This is a genomic window from Streptomyces sp. NPDC111628, assembly GCF_055635195.1.
Window position 1 is genome coordinate 920,113 of sequence record NZ_JBVKBZ010000002.1, and the last position, 25,236, is coordinate 945,348.

25 protein-coding genes, 2 pseudogenes and 1 riboswitch are annotated in these 25,236 nt (G+C 71.0%); of the genes and pseudogenes, 16 read left to right on the forward strand and 11 right to left on the reverse strand.

Going from position 1 to position 25,236, the window contains the following annotated elements:
• Positions 1–22 precede the first annotated feature (22 nt).
• Positions 23–583 (reverse strand): TetR/AcrR family transcriptional regulator, encoded by a 561-nt coding sequence (locus tag ACZ7MF_RS11795; protein ID WP_471476095.1) that lies wholly within the window; start codon positions 581–583, stop codon positions 23–25.
• Positions 584–688: 105 nt separating this feature from the next.
• Between ACZ7MF_RS11795 and ACZ7MF_RS11800 the strand changes: the two genes are divergently transcribed.
• The 4 genes from ACZ7MF_RS11800 (at position 689) to ACZ7MF_RS11815 (ending at position 3,599) form a co-directional block, all read left to right on the forward strand.
• Positions 689–1,612 carry an NmrA family NAD(P)-binding protein gene (locus tag ACZ7MF_RS11800; protein WP_471476096.1) on the forward strand — a complete coding sequence of 308 codons (924 nt, stop codon included), beginning with the start codon at positions 689–691 and terminating at the stop codon, positions 1,610–1,612.
• 66 nt (positions 1,613–1,678) lie between these two features.
• Positions 1,679–2,179 (forward strand): TetR/AcrR family transcriptional regulator, encoded by a 501-nt coding sequence (locus ACZ7MF_RS11805; RefSeq protein ID WP_471476098.1) that lies wholly within the window; start codon positions 1,679–1,681, stop codon positions 2,177–2,179.
• A gap of 14 nt (positions 2,180–2,193) precedes the next feature.
• Positions 2,194–2,556: a hypothetical protein gene (locus ACZ7MF_RS11810; RefSeq protein ID WP_471476099.1), complete on the forward strand. Its 363-nt coding sequence runs from the start codon at positions 2,194–2,196 to the stop codon at positions 2,554–2,556.
• Between the two features lie 14 nt (positions 2,557–2,570).
• Positions 2,571–3,599: an alpha/beta hydrolase family protein gene (locus ACZ7MF_RS11815; protein WP_471476101.1), complete on the forward strand. Its 1,029-nt coding sequence runs from the start codon at positions 2,571–2,573 to the stop codon at positions 3,597–3,599.
• Between the two features lie 27 nt (positions 3,600–3,626).
• Here ACZ7MF_RS11815 and ACZ7MF_RS11820 read toward each other — a convergent pair.
• Positions 3,627–3,903: pseudogene (locus tag ACZ7MF_RS11820) on the reverse strand (helix-turn-helix domain-containing protein); the annotation flags it as partial.
• A 23-nt stretch (positions 3,904–3,926) separates the two neighbouring features.
• Between ACZ7MF_RS11820 and ACZ7MF_RS11825 the strand changes: the two are divergent.
• Positions 3,927–4,403, forward strand: coding sequence for a hypothetical protein (locus ACZ7MF_RS11825; protein ID WP_471476102.1), 477 nt, complete (start codon positions 3,927–3,929; stop codon positions 4,401–4,403).
• Between the two features lie 512 nt (positions 4,404–4,915).
• Here the strand turns inward: ACZ7MF_RS11825 and ACZ7MF_RS11830 are convergent.
• Positions 4,916–5,128, reverse strand: a pseudogene (locus tag ACZ7MF_RS11830) (alcohol dehydrogenase catalytic domain-containing protein); the annotation flags it as partial.
• Positions 5,129–5,135: 7 nt separating this feature from the next.
• On the opposite strand from ACZ7MF_RS11830, the gene ACZ7MF_RS11835 reads away from it, so the two are divergent.
• The gene (locus tag ACZ7MF_RS11835; RefSeq protein WP_471477247.1) at positions 5,136–5,363 is read left to right on the forward strand and encodes a hypothetical protein; all 228 of its coding nucleotides are present in this window, start codon (positions 5,136–5,138) and stop codon (positions 5,361–5,363) included.
• A gap of 3 nt (positions 5,364–5,366) precedes the next feature.
• Here the strand turns inward: ACZ7MF_RS11835 and ACZ7MF_RS11840 are convergent, their stop codons facing one another.
• Positions 5,367–6,059, reverse strand: a complete 693-nt coding sequence (locus ACZ7MF_RS11840; protein WP_471476104.1) for an SDR family oxidoreductase — start codon at positions 6,057–6,059, stop codon at positions 5,367–5,369.
• Between the two features lie 114 nt (positions 6,060–6,173).
• Between ACZ7MF_RS11840 and ACZ7MF_RS11845 the strand changes: the two genes are divergently transcribed.
• From ACZ7MF_RS11845 to ACZ7MF_RS11865, 5 genes are all read left to right on the forward strand, one after another.
• Positions 6,174–6,734, forward strand: coding sequence for a TetR/AcrR family transcriptional regulator (locus tag ACZ7MF_RS11845; RefSeq protein ID WP_471476105.1), 561 nt, complete (start codon positions 6,174–6,176; stop codon positions 6,732–6,734).
• Positions 6,735–6,937: 203 nt separating this feature from the next.
• Positions 6,938–8,341 carry a dihydrolipoyl dehydrogenase gene (gene lpdA, locus ACZ7MF_RS11850; protein WP_471476106.1) on the forward strand — a complete coding sequence of 468 codons (1,404 nt, stop codon included), beginning with the start codon at positions 6,938–6,940 and terminating at the stop codon, positions 8,339–8,341.
• A gap of 364 nt (positions 8,342–8,705) precedes the next feature.
• Positions 8,706–8,853, forward strand: a riboswitch (cobalamin riboswitch).
• 101 nt (positions 8,854–8,954) lie between these two features.
• Positions 8,955–10,061, forward strand: coding sequence for a FecCD family ABC transporter permease (locus tag ACZ7MF_RS11855; protein WP_471476108.1), 1,107 nt, complete (start codon positions 8,955–8,957; stop codon positions 10,059–10,061).
• Positions 10,061–10,834 (forward strand): ABC transporter ATP-binding protein, encoded by a 774-nt coding sequence (locus tag ACZ7MF_RS11860; protein WP_471476110.1) that lies wholly within the window; start codon positions 10,061–10,063, stop codon positions 10,832–10,834. Before ACZ7MF_RS11855 ends, ACZ7MF_RS11860 begins: the two co-directional genes overlap by 1 nt.
• Positions 10,835–10,911: 77 nt before the next feature.
• Positions 10,912–11,949, forward strand: a complete 1,038-nt coding sequence (locus ACZ7MF_RS11865) for an ABC transporter substrate-binding protein (RefSeq protein WP_471476112.1) — start codon at positions 10,912–10,914, stop codon at positions 11,947–11,949.
• A gap of 72 nt (positions 11,950–12,021) precedes the next feature.
• Here the strand turns inward: ACZ7MF_RS11865 and ACZ7MF_RS11870 are convergent, their stop codons facing one another.
• From ACZ7MF_RS11870 to ACZ7MF_RS11885, 4 genes are all read right to left on the reverse strand, one after another.
• Entirely contained in the window at positions 12,022–12,648 is a 627-nt protein-coding gene (locus ACZ7MF_RS11870) for a histidine phosphatase family protein (RefSeq protein ID WP_471476114.1), read from the reverse strand.
• A gap of 123 nt (positions 12,649–12,771) precedes the next feature.
• Entirely contained in the window at positions 12,772–14,931 is a 2,160-nt protein-coding gene (locus ACZ7MF_RS11875; protein WP_471476116.1) for an ATP-binding SpoIIE family protein phosphatase, read from the reverse strand.
• A 195-nt stretch (positions 14,932–15,126) separates the two neighbouring features.
• Positions 15,127–16,296 carry a type III polyketide synthase gene (locus ACZ7MF_RS11880; RefSeq protein WP_471476117.1) on the reverse strand — a complete coding sequence of 390 codons (1,170 nt, stop codon included), beginning with the start codon at positions 16,294–16,296 and terminating at the stop codon, positions 15,127–15,129.
• A 295-nt stretch (positions 16,297–16,591) separates the two neighbouring features.
• Positions 16,592–17,302 carry a TetR/AcrR family transcriptional regulator gene (locus ACZ7MF_RS11885; RefSeq protein WP_471476119.1) on the reverse strand — a complete coding sequence of 237 codons (711 nt, stop codon included), beginning with the start codon at positions 17,300–17,302 and terminating at the stop codon, positions 16,592–16,594.
• A 145-nt stretch (positions 17,303–17,447) separates the two neighbouring features.
• Here ACZ7MF_RS11885 and ACZ7MF_RS11890 point away from each other — a divergent pair, with 145 nt between their 5' ends.
• Positions 17,448–18,569, forward strand: a complete 1,122-nt coding sequence (locus ACZ7MF_RS11890) for an FAD-dependent oxidoreductase (RefSeq protein ID WP_471476120.1) — start codon at positions 17,448–17,450, stop codon at positions 18,567–18,569.
• Positions 18,570–18,638: 69 nt separating this feature from the next.
• On the opposite strand, the gene ACZ7MF_RS11895 is transcribed toward ACZ7MF_RS11890, so the two are convergent.
• Entirely contained in the window at positions 18,639–19,094 is a 456-nt protein-coding gene (locus tag ACZ7MF_RS11895) for a DoxX family protein (protein WP_471476122.1), read from the reverse strand.
• Positions 19,095–19,406: 312 nt separating this feature from the next.
• Between ACZ7MF_RS11895 and ACZ7MF_RS11900 the strand changes: the two genes are divergently transcribed.
• The 3 genes from ACZ7MF_RS11900 (at position 19,407) to ACZ7MF_RS11910 (ending at position 21,736) form a co-directional block, all read left to right on the forward strand.
• Complete coding sequence (locus ACZ7MF_RS11900; protein WP_471476123.1) at positions 19,407–20,144, forward strand: lytic polysaccharide monooxygenase; 738 nt, start codon at positions 19,407–19,409, stop codon at positions 20,142–20,144.
• A 132-nt stretch (positions 20,145–20,276) separates the two neighbouring features.
• Positions 20,277–20,708 (forward strand): NfeD family protein, encoded by a 432-nt coding sequence (locus ACZ7MF_RS11905; protein ID WP_115745582.1) that lies wholly within the window; start codon positions 20,277–20,279, stop codon positions 20,706–20,708.
• Between the two features lie 2 nt (positions 20,709–20,710).
• Positions 20,711–21,736: an SPFH domain-containing protein gene (locus ACZ7MF_RS11910; RefSeq protein ID WP_030866892.1), complete on the forward strand. Its 1,026-nt coding sequence runs from the start codon at positions 20,711–20,713 to the stop codon at positions 21,734–21,736.
• Positions 21,737–21,739: 3 nt separating this feature from the next.
• On the opposite strand, the gene ACZ7MF_RS11915 is transcribed toward ACZ7MF_RS11910, so the two are convergent.
• Both ACZ7MF_RS11915 and ACZ7MF_RS11920 read right to left on the reverse strand, forming a co-directional pair.
• Entirely contained in the window at positions 21,740–23,320 is a 1,581-nt protein-coding gene (locus tag ACZ7MF_RS11915) for a carbohydrate-binding protein (RefSeq protein ID WP_471476126.1), read from the reverse strand.
• Positions 23,321–23,476: 156 nt separating this feature from the next.
• Positions 23,477–24,415, reverse strand: a complete 939-nt coding sequence (locus ACZ7MF_RS11920; protein ID WP_471476128.1) for a DUF3152 domain-containing protein — start codon at positions 24,413–24,415, stop codon at positions 23,477–23,479.
• A 113-nt stretch (positions 24,416–24,528) separates the two neighbouring features.
• On the opposite strand from ACZ7MF_RS11920, the gene ACZ7MF_RS11925 reads away from it, so the two are divergent.
• Positions 24,529–25,218 (forward strand): response regulator, encoded by a 690-nt coding sequence (locus ACZ7MF_RS11925; protein ID WP_471476130.1) that lies wholly within the window; start codon positions 24,529–24,531, stop codon positions 25,216–25,218.
• Positions 25,219–25,236 lie beyond the last annotated feature (18 nt).

The following is a 25,236-nucleotide window of genomic DNA, read 5'->3' on the forward strand; positions in this document are numbered from 1 at the left end:
GCCAGGGCTGAGATGTGAGTGTTCAGCTGCCGTCGCCGAGGCCCGCGACGGCGAGCCGGAAGGCGCGATTCGCCGGTGTCGCCGGGTCGGTGTAGTTCTCGGTGGCCAGGGCGATTCCGATGATCAGAGTGAGCAGATCGTCGATGGTGATGTCCGCCCGGACGGCCTTGTCGTCAATGGCCCTTCGCAGCAGCAGGGCGCCGGCCGCACCGATGGCCGACGCACAGGAGTCCTGGGTGGGCTCGTCCTGGAGGGGGTGGTAGGAGAGGACGTCCGCCAGACCGCGTGCGGCGAGTGAGTAGGCGAGCAGTTCGCGCAGCCATGCCACCAGCGCGGAGCGGCTGTCGTCTTCGGCACGGAGCGTATGGGCGTGATCACACAGGTCATGGACGCGCTGTTCGAAGACGGCTTCGAGCAGGGCCTTGCGGGTGGGGAAGTGGCGCCTCACGGTGGCTGAGCCGACGCCTGCGGTGCGGGCGATCTGCTCCAGGGATGCCTGGGCTCCTTGGGCCGCCACCTCGGCCTCGGCCACGGCGAGGATGTGCGTGTAGTTGCGGCGGGCGTCCGAGCGCTGGCCGGTCATGATCTCCCCAACATTGATTAGTGGCGGGCCCCGCCGTATCGTATCGAACACGAAATGGCGGGCCCCGCCGTTTGTGATGTGCGTGACCACTGGGGAGATGTGCACATGGCCACTGCCGCAACACCGGTTCTCGTCACTGGTGCCACTGGCCGCCAAGGCGGTGCCACCGCCCGCGCCCTGCTCGCGCAGGGAACACCGGTGCGCGCCCTGGTGCGCGACCCGGGCACGCCGCGTGCACGGGCCGTCGAAGAACTCGGCGCCGGCCTGTTCGTGGGCGATCTCACCGAACCTGCGACCCTTGAGGCGGCTATGGACGGCGTGCGGGCGGTCTTCTCCGTGCAGATGCCTGCGTACACCGAGCAGGGGTTCGACTTCGCCGGCGAGGTCAGCCAGGCGGACAACCTCATGACGACTGCGCGGGCCGCCGGTGTTGAGCAGTTCGTCCAGTCCTCCACCAGTGGCGTGGGGCAGCACGTCGAGGCTCCGGGCTGGGCCGAAGGGCGGTGGGCGGTGTTGGAAGCCCCGCTCGGCACGAAGGCTGCGATCCAGGACCGGCTGCGCGAACTCGACTTCCCCTACTGGACGTTGCTCAAGCCGTCGTTCTTCATGGAGAACTTCGAGCCGTCCATGCGGTTCTACTTCCCCCGTGGCGTCGAAGGGGGTCTGGTCACCGTCGTCAAGCCGAGCACGCATCTGGCACTCGTGGCCGCCAAAGACGTGGGCCGTGCCGCGGCGGCCGCCGTGTCCGCCCCCGCCGAGTTCCACCGAGTGGAACTGGAGCTCGCCAGCGATTACCTGACCATGACCGAAATCGCCGAGATTCTCTCCCGCACCCTGGGGGTCCCGCTGACGGCCCCGGACATGACTGAGGAGCAGGCCCGCGCCGCCGGAATGGGAGACATGGGTGCCACGCACGAGTTCATGGAGGTTGTCGGCCAGCCGGCCCGGCCGGAGTTCGCTCGTGCGCTGGGCATCGGCCTGACCGGCTTCGAGGAGTGGGCGCACGAACATCTGCGGGCCGCCGCCTGAGCGGATCAGAGTTTTAGGACCGATCGTTCTTGACTGATCGTTCCTCAACTGTCTACTGTGGTGATCATGGGCAGGCCGAGAGCGTTCGACGAGGATGAGGCGGTGCGTGCCGCCGTGGGACTGTTCGGTGGACGTGCATATGACGGTGTGTCCATCGACGACCTCGTCAGTCACCTTGGCATGCACCGCAACAGCCTGTACAAGACGTTCGGCAGCAAGCGCGGCCTCTATCTGATCGCTCTGCGTCGCCACCTCGCCGACGATGTCCGCCCTTTGGTCGATGCTCTCGCCGGCGTGTCGGATGCCGCAGCCGCACTGCGACTGGTCACGTCGGCCGACCTCAACCTGCTTCTCCTCGCGACGATCGAACGCGCACCGGTCGACGAGGAGGTCGCCCGCGAAGTGAAGGCCGCCTTGGCCGCCGTCGACCAGGCGATCGCCGACGCGCTCGGCGTTCCCGCCGAGCTGGCCACCGCCCTCACCGCCGCCGCGCTGGGCATCCTCTTGCGGGGCAACCCCGACAACGCCGCCACCGCGCTGACCCAACACCTCGGCCTTCTCACCTGAAAAGGGAACCCGACATGGCATTGATACGTATCGACGGCGACAACCTCGTCGTCGCGATCGAGGGTCTCGACAAGCTCTGGTCCTTCAAGGGCAGCCTGACCATCCCGCTGGCCAACGTCCGCGGTGCGACCGCAGACCCCGGTATCGCCACCGATCCCAAGGGAATCCGCGCACCGGGCTCCCACGTACCTGGTCTGATCACCGCAGGCACATTCCATCAGGATGGTGAAAAGGTCTTCTGGAGCGTCAAGAACCCGTCGAAGGCTGTCGTGGTCGAACTCGCCGACGAGGAATACGCACGCCTGGTTCTCCAGGTGGACGACCCTCGCGCGACTGTTGCCCTGGTGGAGAAGGCCCTTGCTCGGAAGCTTGCCTGAAAGGAAGTAGGCCCATGTTTCGCCACCTGGCAGCGGCAGTGATGGCGCTGGCCGTCGTCACGGCCACTCCCGCGGAGGCAACGCCCGCTCCCGTGCCCGCCGTCGACCGCGAGGTCGTCTTCACGGCCGACGGTACGACCGCGTACGGCACCCTGCACGTTCCCGAGCGTCGCGCCGGGCAGCGGTTACGGGCGGCACTGCTGCTGCCCGGCAGCGGACCCACCGACCGTGACGGCAACCAACCGCCCGGGTCCGCGCCGCACACCCTGGCGCAGGTGGCCGAGGCGCTCGACAGGGACGGAATCGCCACGCTGCGGTTCGACAAGTACGGCACCGGCCGCACCGGACTCGGCACCTACCAGGACCACCCGGAAGAACTCGATTACCCGGCATTCGTCCGCCAGGCGCAGGCCGCCTACGTGGCATTGCGCGATCAGCCGGAGGTCGATCCGCGCACCCTGCTGGTCGTTGGACACAGCGAGGGCGCGATGACGGGACTGCTGCTCGGCGACACCGTCCACCCGCGCCCTGTTGGCCTGGCGCTCCTGCAACCGCAGGCGATCCGCATGCTGGACCTGGTCGCGCTCCAACTCAGGGCTCAGGTGGCCGAAGCGACCCGGCAGGGCCAGTTCACCCCGGAGCAGCAACGCACCGTCAACGCGGCCATCGACGCCGCCGTCACCTCCCTGCGCGCACACCGGCCGGTCGACACCACCGGCTTGCCCCCTGCGATCACCAGGCTCTTCGAGGCATTCCAAGGCCCGAACGCCCGGTTCGTGCTGAGCGACGACGCCGTGTATCCACCGGACACCGCCGCCGCACTCCGGCCAGGGACCAAGGTGCTGCTGACGTGCGGAACGAACGACGCCCAAGTTCCGTGCGCCACGACGAACGCCCTGACGGCCGCCTTGCGCCACGCGCATGCCGGTGCACCGGGCCGAGTGACGTTGCCGGGAGTGGACCATCTGCTGCACGACGCCGACCACCCGAACACGCTCGCGCCGTCCGTACGCGACGCCCTGCACCGGTTCGCCTGCCACTGACGCCGGCCGATCTGCAGTCGCGGAGGATCTTTCATGTCTGTGGGGCATGACGAGCCCGGTGCCCGGGTAGCCGCCGGACTCGTCCCATGCCTTGCAGTCGTTGCGGTTTCCGGCGAGCGTCCGGCCCACGACGACGACCAGGGTGCCGTCCACGATGAGCACGGTGCCCTTGGCGAACCGCTTGCGGGGCTGGAGCGAGCCGGCGCATGGTCAGGTTCGTGCGCCAGTACGCGGCGACCAGCAGCGCCCGATCCTCCAACGGCAGGCCCCACGGCCGACCCTTGCGGACCGCGTCTGCACCCTCGCAAAGATCGACGGCATGGCACGATGGCCGCCATGTCAGGTCAGGTCTGGGTGTCATTCATATCGCTGGTCGGCGTTGTCCTCGGCGGCTCGTTGTCCTACCTCGTCCAGCACAGAACTCAACTCTCGGCGGAACGCGCTGAACAGCAACGACAGCAGCTCGCCTTGTCGGAGGCCCGGCGCGGGGAACGGCTGGCGCTGTTGGAGCGGTTCGTCGAGGTGGGGGCCGAGGCCGAACGTTCCGCCTTTAGTCGGCCTTCCGAGTGGGAGGACACGGACGCCTGGTTCCTCACGACCCGGGACGTCATGAACAGGCTGTGGGTTGCGGAGCGGCTCATCCGCATCCAGTTCCCTCTGCCGGTGCACGACGCGGCCCGCGCGTACTTCCTCGACCTCAACCGGACGGTATGGGAAGGCTTGCCCGACGGTGAAAGCGTGCGGGACTACCTGGAGGACAACCGGCTGGCGTTTCTGGACGCGGCTCGCGCGGTCATGGGGTAGCGCACCGCCGTCCCCCGGAGATCTTTTACGGGACAGCCCCTGGCAAGGATCTATTACCTGTCGAACAGGGCATAAGCCTGTGAGCTGCCCCGAGTTTCGTAGCGGCCGGTCTGCGTGGTTCAGAAGGGGTTCAACGCCCGACGACGCCGGAGCCGGGCGACCGCGGATCCGGATGGACACCACGACTGTCGAGGAACTGCGCAGGTGCTAGGGGTCTCGTGTTCCGTTCGTTCGTCCTGCCCAACTACCGTCTGATCTGGCTACTTTCACCTGCCTTCATACCGAACGCGACGGACTTCGCCCACTGACGGGACCGAATGCGACCGACCGCGGCAAACTGGGATCGAAGATCCACCTGAACTGGGCGGCGGCCTCGGCCACGAGCACACCGGCGCCTGACGCCACCCCGTGCACCGGGTCGGCCGGCCCGACTCCGGTCTGCGCTCGCGGCCAGTCGGGGCGAGACCTGGACGTGTCAGGCGAGAGGGGCTCGCGTTCGCCCCGGGGCAGCCGGGCCGGGCGTGGACTTCGTCGCCCACCGCGAAGCGGGTGACGACCGTCCCTGCGAGGTCGTTGCCCAGAACGAGCGGGAGACAGTAGGGCAGGAACGCCTTGAAGTCTCCGTTGCGGATCCTGATGTCCAGCGGGTTGACGCCCGCCGCGTGGATCTCGACCAGGACATCGTCGGCACCTACCCGCAGGTCGGGTAGCTCGGCGGCACGCATCCCGGGCGTGGCCACGGAGCGGGCGGCGCGCTTGTGCACCCAGGCCACCGCCACCTGGGCGGGCGCCACGCCGGTCTCCTCGGCGATCGCCAGGACGGTGTCGACGACGCCGGTCTTCCGGTCGGTGCTCTTGGTGTGGATGACCATGCCCAGGTCGCTCAGGCGCCCCTGGGCAGAGGCGCGGTACGGCGGTGCGCTCGACGAGGCCGTACTCGGACACACGGCGGAGGGGTGAGCGTCAGCCCGCGGTCGGCTGGGGTGCCGCGGACAGGCTCTGCTTGACGTACCGGCTGGTCTCGTCGGCGAGGATCTCGGGCAGGCCGGTCTCGATCCCGTCCAGGGCCTGGGCCGCGACGTCGGCGGCGGCAACCTTCTGATCGGCGGGCACGGCGGCGGCCATGTCGGTGTCCATGTAACCGACGTGCAGCGCCGAGACGGTGATCCCGCGCGGCGCCAGCTCCTCACGGGTCGCGTCGCTCAGCGCCCAGGCGGCGGCCTTGGAGGCCGCGTAGGAGCCGAGGCCGGCCGGGTGGAACCATGACAGCGCGGACAGGACGTTGAGCACGGCGCCGCCGCCGTTGCCCTCGATGACGGGGGCGAAGGCGCGGGTCGCGGCGAGCGGGCCGAAGAAGTTGGTCTCCATCTCGCGACGTACCTCCTCCAGGCCGCCTCCGACCAGCGTCTCGCCGGTGGAGATGCCCGCGTTGTTGATCAGCAGGGTCGCGTCGGACGCCACGCGGGCGGCCTCCCGTATCGACGCCTCGTCCGTGACGTCCAGCCGCAGCGGGACGACGCCCGGCACGTCGACCGCCTCGGGGCGTCGGGCCGCCGCATAGACCTTCGCGCCGCGCTCGACGAGCTGGGCTGCCAGGTGTCGTCCGAGTCCCCGGTTGGCGCCGGTGACGACCGCGACCGCGTTCTTCAGTTCCATGCTCGCTCCTGGTCCTGGCGGGCACCGTCGGCACCCGCAGTAAATTAGATTACGTCTATAATCTAAACACGGGTCTACGATAGATGCCAGTCGACATCCAAACGGAAGGTGGCCATGGGCCGCGTATCGCATGCACAGGCGGAGGACAATCGCAGGCGGGTGGTGGACACCGCCTCCCGGCTGTTCCGGGAACAGGGCACGCAGGTCAGCGTCGTCGACCTGATGAAGGCGGCCGGTCTGACCCACGGCGCGTTCTACAAGCAGTTCGCCTCCAAGGAGGCGCTCGTCGACGAGGCAACCGCCCACGCCTTCGCCGAGCTCGCTCGGCGCCACACCGAGGGGCTTGAGCGCTATGAAGGGCGGCGCGACGCCGCCCAGCAGGTGCTGATCGACACCTACCTCTCGGTCGAGCACCGCGACGGCCCGGCGGACGGCTGTCCGGTCGCAGCCCTCGCCTCCGACATCGCGCGCGAAGGCGGGGGACGTGAGGCCCGTCGCGTCTACACCGAGGGAGTGGCCGACTTCGCCGATTTCCTCGCCACCGACGACCAGGACGGTATCGTCCGCCTCTGCACCCTGTTCGGAGCGCTGGTCCTGTCCCGGGCCACCAACGGCTCCCCGCTCTCCGAAGAGATACTGGGCGCCGCGCGCGCGGCCCTGACCGAAGCAGGCTGATCAAGGGTGCGGTGTGGGTACACGTCGACCGCACGCGTGGGCGCCGAGGCGTCCGTGGCCGGCGGAGGCGCTGGAGGAAGGTCGCCGGCGCCTGGCGCATCGGCTTCACTGTGCTCCGGACAGCGGACGCATTTCGTCGATGCTCGCGGCAACGGTCACGCCGGCCACCACAAGTCAAACAGCGAGAGCAGGGAGGATTCTCCGTGAGTAGCACGCACTTCGACGTCGTCGTCCTCGGCGCGGGACCCGGCGGGTACGTCGCCGCGATCCGCGCGGCCCAGTTGGGCAAGAGTGTCGCCGTCATCGAGAAGCAGTACTGGGGAGGCGTCTGCCTGAACGTCGGCTGCATCCCCTCCAAGGCGTTGTTGCGCAACGCCGAACTCGCCCACACCTTCCACCACGAGGCCAAGCAGTTCGGCATCTCGGGCGAGGTGAGCTTCGACTACGGCGCCGCCTACGACCGCAGCCGCCAGGTCGCCGACGGCCGGGTCAAAGGCGTGCACTTCCTCATGAAGAAGAACGCCATCACCGAGATCGACGGCCACGGCACCTTCACCGACGCCCGCACCATCGACGTCGCCCTCACCGCCGGCGGCACGCAGAGCGTCACCTTCGACGACGCCGTCATCGCCACCGGCTCCACCGTGAAGCTGCTGCCCGGCGTCGAGCTGAGCGAGAACGTCGTCACCTACGAGACGCAGATCCTCCAGCGCGAGCTGCCCGCCTCCATCGTCATCGTCGGCGCCGGAGCGATCGGCATGGAGTTCGCCTACGTACTGCGCAACTACGGCGTCGAGGTCACGATCCTCGAATTCCTCGACCGCGCCCTGCCCAACGAGGACGCCGAGGTGTCCAAGGAGATCACCCGCCAGTACAAGAAGCTCGGCGTCACCCTCCTGACCTCCACCAAGGTCGAGACCGTAGAGGACGAGGGGACCTCCGTCACCGTCACCTACACCACGGCCGACGGCAAACGGTCGGAGATCCGCACCGACAAGGTCCTGATGTCCGTCGGCTTCGCACCGCGCACCACCGGCTACGGCCTGGAGAACACCGGTGTCACCCTCACCGAACGCGGCGCCATCGCGATCGACGAGCACATGCGGACCTCAACGCCGCACCTGTACGCGATCGGCGACGTCACCGCCAAGCTCCAGCTCGCCCACGTCGCCGAGGCGCAGGGCGTCGTCGCCGCCGAAACCCTCGCCGGAGCCGAGACGATGCCGCTGGGCGACTACCGGATGATGCCGCGGGCGACCTTCAGCCAGCCGCAGGTCGCCTCGTTCGGGCTCACCGAGCAGCAGGCCCGCGCCGAAGGCCACGACGTACTGGTCGCCAAGTTCCCCTTCACCGCCAACGGCAAGGCCCACGGTCTGGGCGAACCGGGCGGCTTCGTGAAGCTCGTAGCCGACGCCGCGCACGGCGAGCTCCTCGGTGGACACATGGTCGGCGCGGACGTCGCGGAGCTTCTCCCCGAGCTCACCCTCGCGCAGAAGTGGGACCTGACGGCCACCGAACTGGCCCGCAACGTCCACACCCACCCCACCCTCGGCGAAGCACTCCAGGAAGCGTTCCACGGCCTCACCGGCCACATGATCAACCTTTGACCTCCGGGCGACCGGCCGATCGGGCGGCCGCCACCCGATCCAAGCAAGGAGCACGAGTTTGCCGAGGTCGACGCGGGCGGCGTCCCTGCCCTGTGGGCCATCCCCGAGGGCGCCGACCCCGGATGAAGTCCGCCGCCTCGACCAACCGGGCCTGAGCGAGCGCGGTTCGGCGACCACCGATGACCACCGTGCCGACGGCGCGCACCCGGCCTCCTCGCGTTGCCGCCCGGCGGCATCGCGGTTGGGCCGCCACGAGTACGTCTCCTGACTCATGCTGGGAGTTTGCTGACCAAGGGCCTCCGCACATGGGCCTGACCTGGGGCTGCGCCAATCTACGGGACAGCAAGCCGTCGGAGTCCAGGTGCGGTTCCGGATCGGCGGCGGTGACGAGGTACGCTGCGAAGCGCCTCGTGGGGGAAGCCGGTCGAAGTCCGGCGCTGACCCGCAACGGTAGGCGGAGCCCTGTACGGGGATCCGTAAGCCCGATTACCCGCGGTGGTGAAGCCCCTGTCAATCGCCGTGGACTGCGAGAGGTGCTGTGCAGGGCGCCCAGCGTCCGGGCCCGCTCCTTCGATCACGCAGGCGCACGGCCCGAGGCGAAAGCGAAACGCCTGTGGCCACGCTCCGCGACCGGACACCCACCGCCCCACCGCACCGCACGACGAACGTCGGGCCCCCACCACCGAGGCGCGCCTCACTGCCCCTGCTCGTGACCGGGCTGTGCGTCGCGCTTCCCGTCTCGCTGGCGTGCGGGGCGGGCATCGGCGCGTCGGGGCTCTCCTGGAGCGAGGCGCTGCACTACCTCTGGGCGGGGCTGACCGGCGGGACCATAGGCGCGGACGACGTCGCCGCCTACACCATCGTCTGGGAACTCCGGTTCCCACGAGCCGTGCTCGCGGCGGTCGTCGGCGCCGGCCTGGCGTCCGTCGGCGTCGCCGTCCAGGCCATGGTCCGCAACGCGCTGGCGGACCCGTTCGTCCTCGGCATCTCCTCCGGTGCCGCCGTGGGGGCCAACGCCGTGCTCATCTTCGGGGCCTTCGGCGCACTCGGTCTCTGGGCGCTGTCCACGGCGGCGTTCCTCTCCGCGCTCGCGGCCATGGTGCTGGTGTACGCGATCGCCCGGACCCCGCGGGGCCTGACTCCGCTCCGGCTGGTGCTGACCGGTACCGCGATGTACTACGGCTTCTCGGCCGTCACCACCTTCATGGTGTTCGCCGCCGAGCACGGCGAAGCGGCGCGGTCCGCCATGATGTGGCTGCTCGGCAGCCTGGGCGGGGCGAACTGGTCCTCCGTACCGATCGCCGCGGGCGCGGTCGTCGGCGGCCTCGTCCATCTCGGCTGGTCGGCCCGGCGCCTGAACGCCCTCGCGATGGGCGACGAGACCGCCGCCGCGCTCGGCGTGGACCCCGGGCGGCTGCGCAAGGAACTGTTCCTCACCGCCGCGGCCGTCACGGGTGCGGTCGTCGCGGTCAGCGGGGCGATCGGCTTCGTGGGCCTGATGGTCCCGCACGCGGCCCGGATGCTGGTCGGCGCGGACCACCGGCGGCTGCTGGCCGTGGCGCCCCTGGGCGGGGCCGTACTGCTGGTCTGGGTCGACATCCTGTCGCGGGTCGCGCTCGCCCCCGCCGAACTGCCGCTGGGCGTACTGACGGCCGCGATCGGCGTGCCCTGCTTCGTCCTGCTGATGCGCCGCCGTACCTACACCTTCGGAGGTGTGTGATGCAGGTCGAGGTCGAGGGACTCACGGTGGAGATGTCCGGCGCGCGGGTGCTCGACGAGGTGTCGCTGCGCGCGGACAGCGGCCGGTTCGTCGGGCTCGTCGGGCCCAACGGCAGCGGCAAGTCGACCCTGTTGCGCTGCGTGTACCGGGCGCTGCGCCCCACCGCCGGCGTGGTCCGGCTCGGCGGTGACGACCTGCCCTCCCTGAGCCCGCGGGAGAGCGCGCGCCGGCTCGCCGTCCTGCCGCAGGAATCGGGGGCGGAGTTCGACTTCACGGTGGCCGAGGTCGTGGCCATGGGCAGACTGCCGCACCAAGGGGCGGCCGCCCGGACCTCCGACGAGGACCGGCACGTCTGCGCCGCCGCCCTGGCAGGAGTCGGCGCGGGCCATCTGACCGACCGCGGCTTCCTCACCCTCTCCGGCGGGGAGCGGCAACGGGTGCTGATCGCCCGCGCCCTCGCCCAGCAGCCGCGGATCCTCGTCCTGGACGAGCCCACCAACCACCTGGACATCGCCCAGCAGTTGGAGGTCCTGTCCCTGGTGCGGGCCAGCGGGACGACCGTGCTCGCCGCCCTGCACGACCTCAACCTCGCCGCGCTCCACTGCGACCGCCTGCACGTCGTCGACGGCGGACGGATCGTCGCCTCCGGCGCCCCGCACGACGTTCTCACGGCCGATTTGCTGGCCGACGTCTTCGGAGTGCGGGCGCACCGCGTCGCCCACCCGGAGACCGGCGCGCTCCAGCTGCTCTTCGACCGCCTGCCGGCTCAGTAGTACGCCCCGCTCGTTCGCCCCGCCTCGTTCGCCCTGCCTCGTCCGCTTCGCCCGCCCTCGAAGGAGTCACCACCAGCATGCCGAACCGCGCACGCCCCGCCGCCCTGGTCCTGGCCCTCGCCCCCGTCCTCGCCTTCGCCGTCTCCGGCTGCGGGGCGGACGTCCCGCCGGAGGAGGGGAAGGGGGGCGGCGCCCGGGCGTCGTCGGACGGGCACTATCCGGTGACGGTCGAGAACTGCGGCGAGAGGCTGACGTTCGAGCAGGCCCCGCGGCGCGTGGTCACCAACGACGTGGGAATCACCGAGATCATGTTCGCCCTCGGCCTCGAGGACCACATGGCCGGATACGTCATGCCCGACGACAAGGGCGATCTCACGAAGGTGCCGTGGAAGGACGGCTACCGGAAGACCACCTGGCTGTCGAAGGAGCGCATCAACAAGGAACTGGTCCTGGACGCCCGTGCCGACCTGGTCTTCGCGGGCTGGAACTACGGCTTCAGCGAGGGAGACGGATTCACCCCTCAGGCGCTGCGCAGCCTGGGCATCGACTCGTACCTGCTCAGTGAGTCGTGCCGCAACGGACAGGGCAAGGCCCGCGGCGTGATGCCCCCGCTCGACGCGCTCTACACGGACCTGCGCAACCTGGGGAAGGTGTTCGACGTCGAGGACCGGGCCGAGACCCTCGTCGCCCGGTTCCGTGACCAGGTCGCCCAGGCGCAGGCGAAGGCCCCCAAGGGCGCCGACCGGCCCCGGGTGTTCCTCTACGACAGCGGCGAGGACAAGCCGCTCACCTCCGGGGCCTACGCCGGGCCCCACGACATCATCACCAAGGCCGGCGGCGACCACGTCATGAAGGACCTGAAGGACAGCTGGACCACCGTGGGCTGGGAAACGGTCGTCGCCCGTGACCCCGAGGTCATCGTGATCAACGACTACGGGGACACCACCGCCGAGCAGAAGCGCCGCTTCCTCAAGTCCTACAAGCCGCTCGCCAACGTCTCCGCCGTCAAGAACGACCGGATCGTCACCCTCGACTACGTCGACCTCGTCGAGAGTCCGCGCAACCCCGCCGCCATCGGCTCGCTGGCGGCCGACCTGAGCAACTTCGGCTCCTGAGCACCGGCCGCTGCGGCGGTGCGGCGGTGCGGCGGTGCGGCGGCGCTCCGGCCCGTGCGCGGACTCCGGCCGTCAGACGTGCAGTTCGGCGGGAAATCCGGTCCAGCGCAGCTCGGCGGGCAGGTGCCGCATGTCGTTGGAGAGCAGGACGGAGGCCGCCCGGCCGGGTGCGTAACGGATGACCGTGAGCGCCGCGTTGCCGTGGTTGAGGCCGAGCCACCGCCACTTCGGCGCGTGCATGGCGTCCCGGACGAGCCAGGCGATGAGGAAGTTGTGGGTGACGACCAGCTCGTGCCGGTCCTCGGCGCCGTCCGTCACCACCCCGGTGAAACGACGCAGCGCCTGACGGGCGAGCCCCGCGCCGCGCTCGCGTTCCTCGTCGGTGGTACCGGCGAGGAAACGGAGGTAGAGGTCCGCCGACCCGTCCGGGAGCTCGGACCGTTCGGGTATGTGGGGCACGTAGTCACCGGCGGCTTCCGAGACGCGCGGCGTCACGCCCTTCAGCTCGTCGGCGATCAGGCGTGCGGTCTGTTCCGCCCGCGGCAGCGGGCCGTGGTGGACGGCGTCGAACGGGACGTCCGACAGGCGTTGACCGAGCAGGGCGGCCTGGCGCCGACCGGCCTCCGTCAGCCCGCTCTCGTCCGGTGTGGCCTCGCCGTGCCGCGCGAGGTAGAGGTAACGGGTGGCCTTGCCGGTCATGTCGGACTCCTCGGGGCGCACAGACGATCTTGTACGTCAACGGACGCCGGGCCCCCAGCGTTGGTTCCCCGCACGCCGTGAAAGCCGCTGAGCCGCGAAAGGAGGTACGTTCCCGCAGGCGCGTCAGCGCACGACCTCGGCCCAGACCACCTTGCCGGTGTCCGTCCACCGCACGCCCCACCGGGTGGTGAGCCGGTGCACCACGTGCAGGCCGCGGCCCCCGTCGTCGAGGAGCCCGCCCCGGCCCAGCCGCGGTCTGCCGTTGCCGGTGTCGCCGACCTCGCACAGCAGGCCGGGACCGGCCCTGATCAGCCGCACCGTGATGGGGCCGCCGGCGAACCGGACCGCGTTGGTGACCAGCTCGCTGACCAGGAGCAGCACGCTGTCCCGAGTGCTGTCCCTGGTGCGCCACTGCCGCAGCAGCGCGGAGACCAGCGCGCGGGCCCGGGCGGCCGCGTCGTCGCGAGCCGGCAGCCGCCAGGTCGCGGTGTCCCCCTTGCGGTAGCCGATCGTGCGTGCGATGAGCAGGGTCACGTCGTCGCGCTGGTGCGCCGGCATCACCTCGGCGACCACCCGGCGCGCGGCCTGCGGCAACGAGTCCCACGGATGCACGCCGGACACGGCGTCCGCCAGCCTGGCGATGCCCTCGTCGATCGGCACGGCCGGATCCTCGACCAGACCGTCGGTGTAGAGGGCGAGCAGGGAGCCCGGGGGTGCGACGAAGGTGTGCACGCCGTACGGCTCCCGCAGCGCGAACTCGGTACCCAGGCCGGGGTGCGGGCGGACCGGGAGGGGGCCGGCATGCCCGTCCGGCGACACCAGGATCGGGGGGAGGTGGCCGGCGCTGGACAGCGTCACCCGGTGGCTGACGGGGTCGTAGACGGCGATGCAGCAGGTCGACCCGAGCGCGCTGTACCCGGCCGCCAGCCCGGACTCCGCGTCGTCCAGCAGCGTCACGGTCTCGTCCAGGTGCTCGAGCACCTCGTCCGGGGCGAGCCCCGCGGACAGCAGCGCGCGGGCCTCCATGCTCAGCTGGCCCATGGTGGCCGCGGCGCCCAGGCCGTGCCCGACGACATCGCCGACGACCAGCGCGGTACGGCCGTCCGGCAGCGGGAAGCTGTTCACCCAGTCTCCCCCGACGCCCGCGCTGTCGGGGGTGGCGGGCTGGTAGACGCTGGCGGTCTGGACGGTGCCACCGGCGGAGCGCGGCAGCAGCCGCCGTTGCAGGGCCAGCACCTGCGTGTGCTCGCGCTGGTGCTGGCGGGCCAGGTCCACATGGTGGGAGGTCCTGGCCACCAGCTCCTGGAGGTCGAACAGCTCACTGTCGGCGAAGGGGCGGTCCGCCCGCCGCCACACCTCCACCACGCCCAGGACCACGGGCGGATCGCCCTCCAGGACCAGCGGTACGCACGCCACGCCCGCCGACCGGTCCCCGGGCACCAGGGCTCGCACCAGCCGCGGGCTGCCGAGCACCCGCTCGATCGCCTCCCGGTCGGGGATGACGATGGACTGCGGGGCGTCGGCGCGCCGTATCGCCTGCGACAGCAGACGACTCGCGTCGCTGGGAAGATCCTCGCCCAGAGTCACGTACCCCTCGGGCCAGGCACGGTCCGGCACCAGGGCCGCCCGGCGCAGCCGGATCCGGCCCTGCGCCCGCTCGGTGACCCCCTCGCCCGTCCACACGGCGAAGTCGAGGTCGACGGCCGCCACGTCGCCCCAGGCCAGCAGGGACTCCGCCAGCGACTGCGCCGTTTCGCCGATGTCCAGCGAGGTGCCGATCGCGGTCTCGGCGGCGTACAGGTGCAGCCTTCTGGCCATGGCGATCACGGAGACGGTCAGGCCCTCCCGGGGCGCGGCCGCGGGCAGGATGCTCATCGAGACCACCAGCTCCGACCCGTCGCCGCGCCGCAGCCGCTGGACCCGGGCGACGTGTGCCTCACCGGTGTCCAGGACCTGGCGCAGTCGCCGGGTGACCGTCGGTACGTCCCCGGGCGGCAGGAGATCGATGAACGGGCTGCCGACCGCGGCGTCCAGTCCCGCGAAGACGGGGGCCTCGAGATTGCGGTGGGTTACCCTCAGCTCCCGGTCCAGATTGACCGCACCGAGGATCTGCTCCTGCCCTCCCACCGGCGGACGGTCGTGCTCCGGCCGGTGTCCGCCGGAGTCGTCCCGCGACTCGGCAGGACCGGCGGCCGCGGCTCCGCCACGCGGGATGTACCGCCCCAGGGCGCTGCTGACCAGGTCGAACGGCGACGAGGACGAAGGGGAGGGTGTGGAGTCCATGCGGCTCCCTCAGCTCGCTCGCCAACCCCGGCACAGTGCCGGGGCCGTACCCGAACCCGTGCGGAAGAGCCCCCGAGGATCCCGACCGCACACCCCATTCAATAACACGCGCGGACGCTTCGCCCACATCAGCCGACCGCGCGGTGAACACGGAAAGTGGCAGGAGGTGGCCCCGGAGTGGCCCCGGAGCGCCCCCTACAGCCACTCCCCTTCCAGAGCGGTGGCCGTCAGGCCCGGGGCGGCCGCGTACAGGACGGCACGGCTGCCCGCCTTCTGCCCGGCGTCGTGCGCCCGGCGCAGGATGTCGAACACGGCGGCGCCTCCGCGGTTGCCGCTGGTGTAGCTGTCCCGGCTGTACTCCAGGAGCCCCGAGGGCCACTCGTCGGGCATCGTCTGCTCCATGTACTCCAGCACCCGGGTCCCGCCGGGGTGCGCGAGCAGGACGTCGGGGTGCCAGGAGGAGGGGTCGTCCTCGTAGCGGACGCGCAGCCACTCCCACATCGCGGTGACCGTTTCCTGCACGGCCCGCGGCCCGCGCCGGTCCATCACGAAGTGGGTGCCGTCCGCCCGCGTCTCCAGGCGGTGCAGGTCGCGCGTGCCGGGCAGGGTGTGGTGCCAGGCGGAGTCCAGCCGGAGCACCGACTCGGGCCTCGGGCGGCCGGTGACCACCGCGGCGACCGCGGTGTCCGCGAACAGCAGCCGGACGATCAGGGACTCCAGGGTGTCGTCCGCGGGCTGGTAGGTGGTGCTCAGCGCCTCGGAGATCACGACCAGGACCACCCGGTCCGGGTCCGCCGCCACGAGGTCGGCCGCCAGCGCCAGGGAACGGGTCCCGGCCACGCAGGCCCACTGGGTGGCGGGCAGCAGCATGGTGTCGCCGCGCAGCGGGAGCCGGTTGGCCAGGGCGACGTCCAGCCCGGGCAGGGCCGGGGTGGTGGAGTTGCTGGTGATCAGGCAGTCGACGTCCGCGACGTCCAGCCCGGCGATCTGCAGGGCGCCGCGCGCCGCGCGTTCCCCGTAGGACTGCACGGCCTCCCAGGCCGGGGCGGTGCGCTCCTGGACGGTCTGGGAGGCGGGTACCGCCTTCAGGGCGTCGATCACGCGGTCCGCTTCCTGCTCGGTGAACCCGTCGCGGACCAGCGCCTCCCGGGCGGACGCGAGGTCGCCACCGGCGCCGGGGGCGACGGCGGCCTCCAGGGGGAGCATCCAGCCGCGGCTCTCGATGCCCGTACTGGCCGCGATGCCGTCGATCCGCGGTGCCCACGGCGCGTGTGGGTGCCGGTCGCGTACTTCCTCGACGATCTCTCGGGTCTCGACGGAGTGCTCGCCGTGTATCACGGCGGGAGCGCACAGGTATGCGGCCACGATCGGCACCTTTCTACGGGGTCTGCTGCGGAGCAGGTGAGGAAGGGGAACGGGTGGGGGAGGGAGGGGAACGGGGGAGGGGGGGAAGAGCCACGTGTGCTGTGGCACGGCTCACGTCAGTACGCCGTGGCCAAGTCGGCGGCGGCACGCGCCACTTCGCCCGGCCCCGTTCACTTCGAGCATGGCCGCGAAAGGGGCATTTGCGCAGTGACCCACGCAACTTGGGCGGCCATGGGATGCGTGAGACGGCGCACACGCCGAAGGCCGCCCGAAGGCGGTCGGTCGGTCCCGGGTTCTACCGGCCGGGCCGGTGAAGTGCCGTGATACCGGTCAGGACGAGGGTGATCCCGGCGAGGAACTGCTCGCGGTCGTCATGGCCGCGGACCTGGTCCGCCACGGCCCGGGTGAACGGGTACGCGTCCGGGTCGAGCCCCTCCCATGCCGTCGAGACGGTGTCCAGGAACTCGCCCCGGTCCACGTCGGCCGCCGCCGGGCCTGCGCTCGCGGAGTTCGCGGCGTTCTGGCCGGCGGCGCCGAGGATGTAGTGCATGAGCGCCGAGGACGCCGTGAACCAGTCGGACTCGGGCACGCCCATCGCCTGGACCTGGCGGCCGAGGCTCTCGAAGATCCGCGGCGCCACCGTCCCCCAGGGTGTGCGGGACAGCTGCGTCGCGAGCTGCGTGGCCAGCCACGGGTGTGCTTCGGTCGCGTCCCACAGGCCCAGTGCGACGGCGCGGACCGCGTCCTCGGGCGACTCGGCGGCACCGGTGGGTCCGACGGTCACGGCGGCGGTGACGACCGCGTCCGTGGCGGCGCCGAGCAGCTCGGCCTTCCCCGTGATGTGCCAGTAGATCGCCCCGGGGCCGGTCGCGAGGTGCTCGGCCAGGGCGCGAAAGGTGAGGCCGCGCTCTCCCACGGTGTCGAGGAGCTCGACGGCGGCCCCGACGATGCGCTCCCGCGAGAGGGGTTCCTGCCGCCGTTCCGGACGGCGCGACCTGGTTGCCATGCGCTCATCCTAGACCGTCTGGAACGTCGTTCCAGCTTGACAGGAACTGGAACGACGTTCCACCCTGGGAGTGCTGGAACGCCGTTCCATTGTGTTCGGTCCTGCCGGGCCTCCGCCCCGGGACCGCCATCAGGAGGGAAGCACCATGACCACGCACGTCACGATCGTCGGCGCCGGACTCGGCGGCCTCACGCTCGCCCGCGTCCTGCACGTCCACGGCATCCCGGTCACCGTCCACGAGGCCGAGGCCTCCGCGGAGGCACGCGCGCAGGGCGGGATGCTCGACATCCACGACAGCAACGGCCAACCCGCTCTCCGGGCCGCGGGGCTGGCCGAGGAGTTCCGCGGGCTCGTCCTGGAGGGCCGTCAGGCCTCGCGGGCCCTCGCCCCGGACGGGACCGTCCTGTTCGAGGAGGGTGACGACGGCACGGGCGGGCGCCCCGAGGTGATGCGCGGCGAACTGCGGCGGATGCTGCTCGACTCACTGCCGGCCGGCACCGTCCGCTGGGGCCGCACGGTCCGTGCCGCCCGCTCCCTCGGCGACGGCCGCCACGAGGTGGCGTTCGCCGACGGCACCTCCGTCGTCACGAGCCTCCTGGTCGGCGCCGACGGCGCGTGGTCCCGGGTGCGGCCGCTGCTCTCCGGCGCCGCACCCGAGTACGTCGGCATGTCGTTCGTCGAGACCTACCTGCTCGACGCCGACACCAGGCACCCCGCCACGGCGAAGGCGGTCGGCGAGGGTGCGATGTTCGCGCTCGCACCGGGGAAGGCGATCCAGGCCCACCGGGAGCGCGGCGGGACCCTGCACGCCTACGTGGCCCTGCGCAGGCCGCGCGAGTGGTTCGACGGCATCGGTCTCCCCGGGGCGGCGGGCGCCGCGCGACTGGCGCGGGAGTTCGCCGGATGGGCGCCGGAGTTGACCGCGCTGATCACCGACGCCGACACCGCGCCGGTCCTGCGCCCCCTGCACACCCTCCCCGCCGCCCACCGGTGGGAGCGCGTGCCGGGAGTGACCCTGCTCGGCGACGCCGCCCACCTCATGCCCCCGTCAGGCGAAGGCGCCAACCTGGCCATGTACGACGGCGCGGAACTCGGTACCGCCGTCGCCGCGCACCCCGGTGACGTGGAGGCCGCGCTCGCCGCGTACGAGCGGGACCTGTTCCCGCGCAGCGCGGCGGAGGCCGCCGACGCGTCCCGGCTGCACGCGCTGATGTTCGGCGACGACGCGCCGCACGGTCTGATCGAGATGTTCGCCGGACAGCGGTAGCGGTTCGGCGTCCCCCGGTGCGGGCCGCTCGTGAAGGGCCGACCGCTGCCCGGTTCCGGTCCCGCCGCCTCAGGCGGACGTCGGCGTGTCCGAGGGCAGCGTCCGGGGGGCCGGGCGGCCGCCGTCACCCCGCCGGGGGCGGATACGGGAGGCCAGGCTCCAGCGGCCCGGGCCGAGGGCGGCGACCAGGAGGAACGACCAGCAGAACATGGCCGCCGACTCCCCGCCGTTCTCGATGGGGAAGAGCCCGTCGGGCTGGTGTTCGACGAAGTAGGCGTACGCCATGGACCCGGAGCACAGGACGGCCGCCGTGCGGGTCGCGAGACCGCACAGGACCAGCGTGCCGCCGACGAGTTGCACCACGGCGGCCCACCAGCCGGGCCACGCGGCGAAGCCCGGAGCGGGCCCGTGCGGACCGCCCATGACGTCGAACAGGGTGGCGGCTCCGTGGCAGGCGAACAGCAGGCCTACGACGATGCGGAAGAGTGCGATCACGTGCTCCCTGCGTTTTTCCAGCGCTTCCAACGGTGGTGCTCCTCTCTTGCGCAACGACCGCCGGAGGAACCGGGCGGCCGGTGGGGATGGTGCGCAGCACGGGGCGGGGCCGACGGCGTCCCGAGGGAGGGGGAGAGACGCGCAACCCATTCGACTTTTAACCATCGCGACGACCCTTGTCTAGACCAATAGCGCAACGAGTTGCGCACGAGGGTCGTCGCGTCAATTGCGCACCGCCTCACGCCGGTTGATGTTGTGCGGGCTCTTGACCGGACCGGTTCCGCCGCTATGGTCTAGACCTGAAGTCGTCAGGTCTAGACCTGTATCCGAAAGGGGCACGACATGCGCACCAAGAGACGGGTGGCCATCGCGGTCGGGGCGCTGGTCGCTCCGTTGCTCGCCGTCAGCCTTCCGGCGAGCACGGCAAGCGCGCACGGGTGGGTGACCTCGCCCGGCAGCCGGCAGGACCAGTGCGCCGCGGGGATCGTCGACTGCGGTCAGATCAAGTACGAGCCCCAGAGCGTCGAGGGCCCCAAGGGTCTGAGCAGCTGCAGCGGCGGAAACAGCCAGTTCGCCGAACTCGACGACGACAGCAAGGGCTGGCGGGTCACTCCGGTCGCCAGCACGCACACCTTCACCTGGCACCACACCGCACGCCACGCCACGGCCAACTGGCAGTACTTCATCGGCAGCCAGAAGATCGCCGAATTCGACGGCCACGGCGCGCAGCCCGCCCCGGACGTGAGTCACCAGGTGAACTTCGGCGGCTTCACCGGCCGTCAGAAGGTACTGGCCGTCTGGAACGTCGCGGACACCGGCAACGCCTTCTACTCCTGCATCGACGTCAACATCGGCGGCAGCGACGGCGGCAGCGACGGGGGCGGCGACGGGGGCGGCGACGGTGACCCGGGCGCCTGCGACGGGCCGGTGTGGAGCGCCGGCAGCGTCTACAGCGGCGGCGACACCGTCTCCTTCGGCGGCCACAACTGGCGCGCCAAGTGGTGGGTGACCGGCGAGGAGCCCGGAACCACCGGCGAATGGGGCGTCTGGGAAGACCTCGGAGCCTGTGCGGCCGCGTGATCGCGACGGGGCGGCGCGCGCCGGCCACGGCGCGCGCCGGCCCCCCGTCGGAGCCGGACGCCGGCCGGTGACGAACGGGTCCGCTTTTCCGGAAAGCCGGTAAAATAATTCCAAAGCGGAAAGGGGGTCGTGATGGATCCGTGGCTGATCTGGCTGATCGTTTCGGCGGTCCTGATCCTGGCGGAGATCTTCACCCTGACCGCCGCGCTCGGAATGCTGGGAGTGGCTGCGCTGATCACCGCCGGATCCGCGGCGGCCGGTCTTTCCACGCCTTTTCAATTCCTCGTGTTCACGGTCGTCTCCGCGGTCACCCTCTTCTTCCTGCGGCCCGTCGCGCTGCGCCACCTCGTCCAGCCCCAGACGCAGCGATTCGGGGTGGACGCCCTGGTCGGCCAGGCCGCCTACGTCGTCTCCGACGTGACCGGAAGGGAAGGCAGGGTCCGTATCGGCGGTGAGGAATGGACGGCCCGTTCCTACGACGAGACGCTGGTGATTCCCCGGGGTGCGACCGTCGATGTCCTGGAGATCAGCGGCACCACCGCATTCGTCTATCCCCGGGAGTGACCATGGAAGCCTCGGCGTTCCTCATCGCCGGTGTGATCGTCGCGCTTCTCGCCGTGTTCACCGTGGTGCGAGCGGTGCGTATCGTGCCGCAGGCCCGCGCCCGCAACGTCGAACGGCTCGGCCGTTACCACCGCACGCTGAAACCCGGGCTCAGCGTGGTCATCCCGTACATCGACCGGGTCTATCCGGTGATCGACCTGCGTGAACAGGTGGTCTCCTTCAAGCCGCAACCGGTCATCACCGAGGACAACCTGGTCGTCGAGATCGACACCGTGCTGTATTTCCAGGTCACGGACCCGCGCGCGGCCTTCTACGAGATCGCGAACTTCCTCCAGGCGGTCGAGCAGCTCACCGTCACCACCCTGCGCAATGTCGTCGGCTCCATGGACCTGGAGAAGACCCTCACCTCGCGCGACACCATCAACAGCCAATTGCGCGGCGTGCTCGACGAGGCCACCGGCAAATGGGGGCTGCGGGTGAACCGGGTGGAGATCAAGGCGATCGACCCGCCGCAGTCCATCAAGGACGCCATGCAGAAACAGATGCGGGCCGAGCGGGACAAGCGGGCCGCGATCCTCGGCGCGGAGGGCCAGCGCCAGTCGCAGATCCTGACCGCCGAGGGCGACAAGCAGGCCGCCGTGCTGCGCGCCGAGGGCAACCGCACCGCCGAGATCCTCAAGGCGGAGGGGCAGTCCCGGGCCATCGACGAGGTCTTCCAGGCCGTGCACCGCAACGACCCCGACCCCAAGCTGCTGGCCTACCAGTACCTCCAGGTGCTGCCCCAGCTGGCGCAGGGCTCCGGCAGCACGTTCTGGGTCATCCCCAGCGAGGTCACCTCCGCGCTCCAGGGGGTCTCCCGGGCCTTCACCGAAGCGCTGCCGCAGTCGCCGGCCACCCGGGAGAGCCCGTCGGACGACGGGGCCGCCCAGGCGGCCAGCGACACGGCGCAGGCCGCGGAGGCCGCCGCCCAGGCCCTCGCCGACGCGGCCAGGGCCAACGGCGTGCCTCCCGAGGGCCACGCGGCGTGAGCTCTACGGGGTGACCCGGTTGCCGCCGAAGGTCACCACGAGCGTGCCGTCCGAGTCGAAGGACCAGTCGAGGGCGCCCGCGTACGCGGCGCACCGGGAGCCGTTCGAGCCGGTCCAGAACTGGTTCGAACCGTCGGCGTCGCCCACGGTCTTGTCGTTCGACCCGTCGTCGGCGCGGCACGAGGTGTTGTTCCGGAACACTGAAGTGCCCTTGTCGAAGGAGAAGTTGCGCTCGGCGTTGTCGATGCCCACGTTGTCCGAGATCGTCATCGAGCCGGGGTTCGAGTTGTAGGTGAACCCGTGCTTGCCGTTGTGGTACGCGATGCTGCGGCGCACCACGTGGTCGACCTCGATGTCCTCGCCGCCGAGCTTGTAGCCGTTGCGGTCACCGCTGGAGTTCTGCGTGCCGTCGGAGAGGGTGCCGTTCTCGTAGGCCAGGGAGTCCTCGATGGTGACCGCGCCGATCGCGCCCGTCTCGGACTTGGTGTAGAGGTCCCAGCCGTCGTCGATGTTGTTGTGGGACACGGCGTCGCGGAAGACGTTGCCGGGACCGACGGTGAGCTTCGCGGCGAAGCCGTCGGCGTCCTCGCCGTCGGAGTCGGCGTTGTCGTGCGACTCCGCGCTCAGGATCAGGTTGTCGGACGGCCACTGGTCGCGGGGCGTGTCGGAGGTCGTCCGCGAGAGCTGCAACCCGGTGTCGCGGTTGAAGCGCGTCACCGTGCGCTCGAACACGTTGTTGCTGCCGCCGACGAAGATGCCGTTGTCCCCGGCGTGTTCGACGACGATCCCCTTGACGTGCCAGTACGACCCGTTGACCGCGAGCCCCCGGTTCGATGAACTCTCCGACTGGGCCGAGAAGTTCAGCACCGGTGTCTCGCCCGGGTAGGCGGTCAGCTCGGTGCGGTCGCCCGAGGTGCCGTCGTTGCCCTGCGGGACGGTGACCGTCTGCGCGTACCGGTAGGTGCCGCCGCGCAGGTAGATCGTCCCGCCGGGGGAGACCCGGTCGATCGCCGAGGTGAGGGTGGTCGGGTCGGACTCCGTCCCCGACGCGCCGTCGCTGCCGTCCGGCGACACGTACAGCGCGGAGCCGGACGGCGGCGGCGTGGTGTCGTCGCCCGCCACCTCGGCATCGACGTAGTCGACGTTCGGCAGTCCGGCGGACGAGGTGGGGCTGAGCCTGACGGTGTTGTTCCCGGCCCGCACCGGCACCGTGACGGTCTTGGTCACCCACGTGTCCCAGGCGCCGGTGGTCTCGAAGGAGGCCGAGGCGACACTCGAACCGTTCACCATGATGTCCGCGGCCCGTGCGCCGTCGGTGCCGTTCGCGAAGCGCACGGAAAGCGTCGTGGTGCCCGCGGCGGGCGCGGTCACCGTGAACTCGGCGAAGGCGCCGACGGCGTTGGTGCCGTTGCAGAAGCCGCTGCCGGAGTAGCCGGACCAGTCGGAGTCGATGGTGCCGGTGCAGACCGCCGACGTGGTTTCGGCCTCGTAACGGGCGGACGCGGCCTGCGCGGACGTGCCGGACAGAGCGACGAGCGTGCCGCCCAGCAGGGCGACGCTCGCGATGACGGGTCTCACTTGCATCGTGTCTCCAGGGGGTTGGGTCCGACCAGGACTCGGTGGGAGGATCGACTGGAGAAAGCGCTTTCCCGGGTCTTCCCGTCGGACACTAGAGACTTGCCGTGGACGCGTCAACGGTCTGGTATATGATTTCTGTTCACGACCATGAATAAGCCGCACTCAGCCGAGAGCGGGCCCCGTGACGGGCCGGCCGTCGGCGTCGTAGGGCCAGACATTGGTCCGGCAGCCGTGCAGCCCCTTGATCTGCTGCATCATCACCGGCGCCGGACGGCCCGCCCCGGGGCAGCCCTCATGGCCGTGGCCGAGGAAGTGCCCGACCTCGTGGTTGATGATCAGCGCCCGGTACGACGTCACGTCGTCCGCGTAGTACTGCGTGGCCAGCAGCCACCGCTTGAGGTTGACCATGACGTCCTGGCCCACGTTGCAGTTGACCTCGCCGCCGGTGTCCAGGCCGTACTGGCCGCATATGTCGTCCACCGTCCCCGCCGTGGCGAGCCGTACCCGGAAGTCGGACGCGCCGCCCGACACCCGCCGGAATCCCACCTTCCCGTCGGCCGTCCAGCCTCGCTCGTCGGCCAGGATGCGCTCGACCTCGGCCGCGACGTCCGGTGCCGAGATCCCGATGCCGTCCTCGACCTGCACCACGTACGTCAGCGTCCGCCCGCTCCCGCCGACCCGGTCACCGCCTCCGTCCGCGGTGGCGAACGTCCCGGGTCCGGAGGACGGAATCGAGCCGGGGTCCGGCTTCTCGTCCTCGTCCGACCCGGCCTTCTCCTTCCCCTCCCCGTTCTCCTTCTCCTTCTCCTTCGCCTGCGAGGGAGTAGGCTCGTCCGTCGGCGCGTCCCCCGTCCCGCCGTCACGGTGCGACCCGGGTCCCTCGGTCACGGAGGACGCACCGGCCGTGTCGGTGGGGCCGCCGGAGGGTTCCGAGGCACCCCTGAGAGCCAGCCCGCTGGCGAGCACCAGGACGGCCCCGGCCGCGAGCCCCGGCCACAGCAGGCGGGGCCTGGCACCCCGTCGTCGGCGGGAGCGGCCGTCGCGGCGTCGGCGGCCCGCGGCGGAGGACGGTGGGGGAGACGGTCGGCGGCGCTCATTCATGATCACAAAGCCTGCCCGGGGCGTGTGATCGTCCGTGGACCGCTTTTGGACCGCTGTGTAACAGCCGTCACCCGCCCGTGGTCCACCACCCGCGCACACGCATACTGAGGTCCATGCCACGGGTCCTGATCATCGAAGACGACCGCGCCGTCCGGGACGGCGTGCGACTGGCCCTGCGCCGGCAGGGGCACGAGGTCGCCGCCGCCGCGACCGGCGAGGACGGACTGGAGCAGCTCCGGTCCTTCCGGCCCGACGCCGTGGTCCTCGACCTGATGCTGCCGGGCATGTCGGGCCTGGAGGTGTGCCGCCGCATACGCGCCCACGACCAGGTGCCGATCATCATGGCCACCGCCCGCGGCGACGACACCGACATCGTCGTCGGACTGGAGTCCGGAGCCGACGACTACGTCGTCAAACCGGTCCGCGCCCGCATCCTGGACGCCCGCATACGCGCCGTGCTGCGCCGCGTGGGCGGCACCGCGGACGACCAGGGCACACCGCGCACCGAACACCACGGCGACCTGGTCATCGACCGGGCCGGGCTGACCGTCACCCACCGGGGACGGCCGGTCGCCCTCGGCCCCTCCGAACTGCGGCTGCTGCTCACCCTCTCGGCCTCGGCGGGGCAGGTGTTCAGCCGCCAGCAGCTCCTGGAGGCCGTGTGGGAGCACAACTACCACGGGGACGCGCGGCTCGTGGACGCCTGCGTCAAGCGACTGCGGTCCAAGATCGGTGAGTCCCCGGGCAGCCCGCGCTACGTCCACACCGTGCGCGGCTTCGGCTACCGGTTCGGACCCCGGTGAGAGCTCCCCGGGTGCTGC

Excerpts from the sequence above, each read along its gene's own strand:
- ACZ7MF_RS11905 (WP_115745582.1), top strand. The coding sequence starts at position 20,277 with ATGGATCCGTGGCTGATCTGGCTGATCGTTTCGGCGGTCCTGATCCTG.
- ACZ7MF_RS11870 (WP_471476114.1), bottom strand. The coding sequence starts at position 12,648 with ATGACCGGCAAGGCCACCCGTTACCTCTACCTCGCGCGGCACGGCGAG.
- ACZ7MF_RS11860 (WP_471476110.1), top strand. The coding sequence starts at position 10,061 with ATGCAGGTCGAGGTCGAGGGACTCACGGTGGAGATGTCCGGCGCGCGG.
- ACZ7MF_RS11875 (WP_471476116.1), bottom strand. The coding sequence starts at position 14,931 with ATGGACTCCACACCCTCCCCTTCGTCCTCGTCGCCGTTCGACCTGGTC.
- ACZ7MF_RS11800 (WP_471476096.1), top strand. The coding sequence starts at position 689 with ATGGCCACTGCCGCAACACCGGTTCTCGTCACTGGTGCCACTGGCCGC.
- ACZ7MF_RS11890 (WP_471476120.1), top strand. The coding sequence starts at position 17,448 with ATGACCACGCACGTCACGATCGTCGGCGCCGGACTCGGCGGCCTCACG.
- ACZ7MF_RS11845 (WP_471476105.1), top strand. The coding sequence starts at position 6,174 with ATGGGCCGCGTATCGCATGCACAGGCGGAGGACAATCGCAGGCGGGTG.
- ACZ7MF_RS11900 (WP_471476123.1), top strand. The coding sequence starts at position 19,407 with ATGCGCACCAAGAGACGGGTGGCCATCGCGGTCGGGGCGCTGGTCGCT.
- ACZ7MF_RS11795 (WP_471476095.1), bottom strand. The coding sequence starts at position 583 with ATGACCGGCCAGCGCTCGGACGCCCGCCGCAACTACACGCACATCCTC.
- ACZ7MF_RS11915 (WP_471476126.1), bottom strand. The coding sequence starts at position 23,320 with ATGCAAGTGAGACCCGTCATCGCGAGCGTCGCCCTGCTGGGCGGCACG.
- ACZ7MF_RS11815 (WP_471476101.1), top strand. The coding sequence starts at position 2,571 with ATGTTTCGCCACCTGGCAGCGGCAGTGATGGCGCTGGCCGTCGTCACG.
- ACZ7MF_RS11810 (WP_471476099.1), top strand. The coding sequence starts at position 2,194 with ATGGCATTGATACGTATCGACGGCGACAACCTCGTCGTCGCGATCGAG.
- ACZ7MF_RS11910 (WP_030866892.1), top strand. The coding sequence starts at position 20,711 with ATGGAAGCCTCGGCGTTCCTCATCGCCGGTGTGATCGTCGCGCTTCTC.
- ACZ7MF_RS11805 (WP_471476098.1), top strand. The coding sequence starts at position 1,679 with ATGGGCAGGCCGAGAGCGTTCGACGAGGATGAGGCGGTGCGTGCCGCC.
- ACZ7MF_RS11885 (WP_471476119.1), bottom strand. The coding sequence starts at position 17,302 with ATGGCAACCAGGTCGCGCCGTCCGGAACGGCGGCAGGAACCCCTCTCG.
- ACZ7MF_RS11920 (WP_471476128.1), bottom strand. The coding sequence starts at position 24,415 with ATGAATGAGCGCCGCCGACCGTCTCCCCCACCGTCCTCCGCCGCGGGC.
- ACZ7MF_RS11840 (WP_471476104.1), bottom strand. The coding sequence starts at position 6,059 with ATGGAACTGAAGAACGCGGTCGCGGTCGTCACCGGCGCCAACCGGGGA.
- ACZ7MF_RS11865 (WP_471476112.1), top strand. The coding sequence starts at position 10,912 with ATGCCGAACCGCGCACGCCCCGCCGCCCTGGTCCTGGCCCTCGCCCCC.
- ACZ7MF_RS11925 (WP_471476130.1), top strand. The coding sequence starts at position 24,529 with ATGCCACGGGTCCTGATCATCGAAGACGACCGCGCCGTCCGGGACGGC.
- ACZ7MF_RS11825 (WP_471476102.1), top strand. The coding sequence starts at position 3,927 with ATGGCCGCCATGTCAGGTCAGGTCTGGGTGTCATTCATATCGCTGGTC.